The organism is Flavonifractor sp. An306 (genome assembly GCF_002159455.1).
GTDB lineage: Bacteria > Bacillota > Clostridia > Oscillospirales > Oscillospiraceae > Flavonifractor.
On the sequence record NZ_NFIQ01000159.1, the window covers coordinates 1 to 2,504 of the forward strand.

Annotated in this window: 2 protein-coding genes; both read right to left on the reverse strand. The window is 50.0% G+C overall.

The window, feature by feature from the left end; genetic code table 11:
- Positions 1–565: 565 nt before the first annotated feature.
- Positions 566–1,567 carry an IS5 family transposase gene (locus B5F88_RS19080; RefSeq protein WP_087937005.1) on the reverse strand — a complete coding sequence of 334 codons (1,002 nt, stop codon included), beginning with the start codon at positions 1,565–1,567 and terminating at the stop codon, positions 566–568.
- A gap of 224 nt (positions 1,568–1,791) precedes the next feature.
- On the reverse strand, positions 1,792–2,504 hold a 713-nt coding region (locus B5F88_RS19085), incomplete at its 5' end, for a transposase (RefSeq protein WP_204246274.1).

Below are 2,504 nucleotides of genomic sequence, written 5' to 3' on the forward strand. Positions count from 1 at the left end.
AGATGGAAAAAGACGCGGCTGGCGGCCGCGCCTTAAACCGTAATTATTATTGTAGGAGGTACATATGTTTGAAGCCTTTTATCAGAAGTATTTGAATCAGTGTTTAAATTAAGAACTTCATGCCAAATATTTCAAGGGATCTGATAAACTGGAAACTCTTTGTAGCATCCTAGTCATACTTTCGGCATTTGGTGTTGTACTGTCTGCCATTTTGCGCAAGACACAAATAGGTGCCTGGTCTATGTTCTTCTATTTATTGTTTTTTGCGCTGTTTATCCAATGCGTGTATTGTAACAATAAAGAGATTCAAAAGGCACTTTCCGATTATCAGAGTGTGGATGATGTGTATAAGCGAATTAAAATATTGGAAAACTTGCTGAAGCGTCCAAAGTTTGGTTTATACAACATAGATGGCATTGAGTATCTATCAAAATGCTGCGAACTAGAGTTAGGGAAACACTGATTAAAGCACACCATAAATACGAATGTAATGGAAATAGAAAATACACATCAAAGGATAGGGCCACGTGGGGGCAAAGCTCCCATCTATTCCGTTCACTTTGGCCTAAAGGGCGCAGGAATCCCGGGTCGGGCGTAGGGAACCGCCCGCCTTGGCCAGCATATATAGGTTCGCGCTTGCAAAGAGCACGTGTAAACGGTTGAGATTTTTTCGCAGCCCACGGTAAACCGTCTTCCGAAAACCGAAGATGTTTTTCACGATTCGGTAGGGATGCTCCACTTTGCGGCGCACAGCGGATTTGCGGTTTTCGATGTGCCGCTCCCAGTCAATGGCGTTGTCGGAAACCCTGGGCAACCTGCCCGGGCGGCGGTTGATTCGGTATTCGATGGTAGAAAGCTGTGGGTCATGCTTGATTTCATCCCGTTTTTCCAGCCCCAGATATGCGCTATCCCCGTAGACGACCTCATCGTCCTCTCGCAGCAGTTTTGCCGCTACGGTGACGTCATGGACATTGGCTGGTGTTGCTTCCACCGTATGGACAAAGCCGCTGACCGCGTCTACGCCGGTATGGCACTTCATGCCGAAATGCCATTGATTGCCCTTCTTAGTCTGGTGCATCTCGGGATCCCGCTTCTTTCCCGCATTCTTGGTGGAACTGGGCGCGCTGATCAGTGTGGCGTCCACGATGCTGCCGCCCCGCATCATCCGGCCCGCTTGCTCCAGGCAGCGGTTGATGGCGTCAAAAAACAGCTTCCCGATTCCGTGTGCCTCCAGCAGATGCCGGAAATGCAGTAGCGTGGTGGCGTCAGGCACATCCTGCTCGAAAAAGTTGATTCCCATGAATTTCCGCATGGCGTAGCTGTCGTAAATGGCGTCCTCCACGCCCTCGTCCGACAGGCTGAACCAGCATTGCAGCAGATACATCCGCAGCATGATTTCGATCTCTATGGGCGGCCGGCCCCGTTTCCCAGAGGGATAGTAGGGCTTGATGATTCCTACCCATTCCTCCCACGGAATGATCTCATCCATGACCTCCAGAAATTCTTCCCGCTTCGTTTTCTTCTTCCGGTATCTGTATTCCATATCACTGAAACTTTCCTGCTTCATTTCTTCCGCCCCCTTCCTTCCTATTTTATCATATTTCCTCTATGGACGGATTAAATCAGCGGTTCCTTAACTTTACAGCCTGTTATAAGGTACAAGGAGTCCTGTAAACAAAAGTCAATCGTTGAAATGAAAAAAGTCCCGCAAAATTCGCTCAACTGAAAAAGGGTATAACAAAACAGACTGGAGAAAAAGCTTCGCCAGCCGGGATAAAGTAGCAATCTGATTTATCCTTGTGAGGTGTCCTGCTGTGCGTCAAATACCTCCAGGCATTCTCTCACACGGGCGTAGTAGATATGAAGGAACTTGTTCTGAGCGGCAGCCACGTATACAAAGTATGGCTTGCCCTCAGCGCGTTTCTTATTGAGAAACTGGTACACCGGCTCGTCTGCCGGCGCTTTTCTGAGATATGTGCAGACGATCTGGTACAGCGTTTTCCGAAGATGCGGCGAACCACGCTTTGTGGTCGACGTGCTTTGTGTTTCATGCTTGCCGGACTGGTCCACAGCCGGGTCAACGCCAGCGAAACCCACAATGGAACTACGGTGGGGAAAACGGCGCACATCGCCAATCTCAGCCATGAGCTGTGCGGCAGTCGTTTCGCCAACGCCGTACATGGCGCGCACGGTTTCGTACTCCGGGAGCTGTGAGGCAAGTCGTGTAATCTCTGCCCGCAGAGCAGCCAATGTAGTCTTTCCTGCAAGAAGCTGCTGCGCGGCTGTGTTAATGAGCAGCTTGATGTTGTCGTTCTTCGGCAGCGTAGTGAAATGGCCGCAGCTTCCGGCGTAGATATCCAGAGCTTTCTCTTCACTGAAATGGTGACCCTTACGCTTGCACCATTTTTGGTAGCGCTCGATGAATGCTTTCTCGCTGACGCAGCAGATGCAGTCGCAGTGCCAGAAGGTCATGACAAAGTCCACCCATTTCTGGTGGCCGTCCG

Excerpts from the sequence above, each read along its gene's own strand:
- B5F88_RS19080 (WP_087937005.1), bottom strand. The coding sequence starts at position 1,567 with ATGAAGCAGGAAAGTTTCAGTGATATGGAATACAGATACCGGAAGAAG.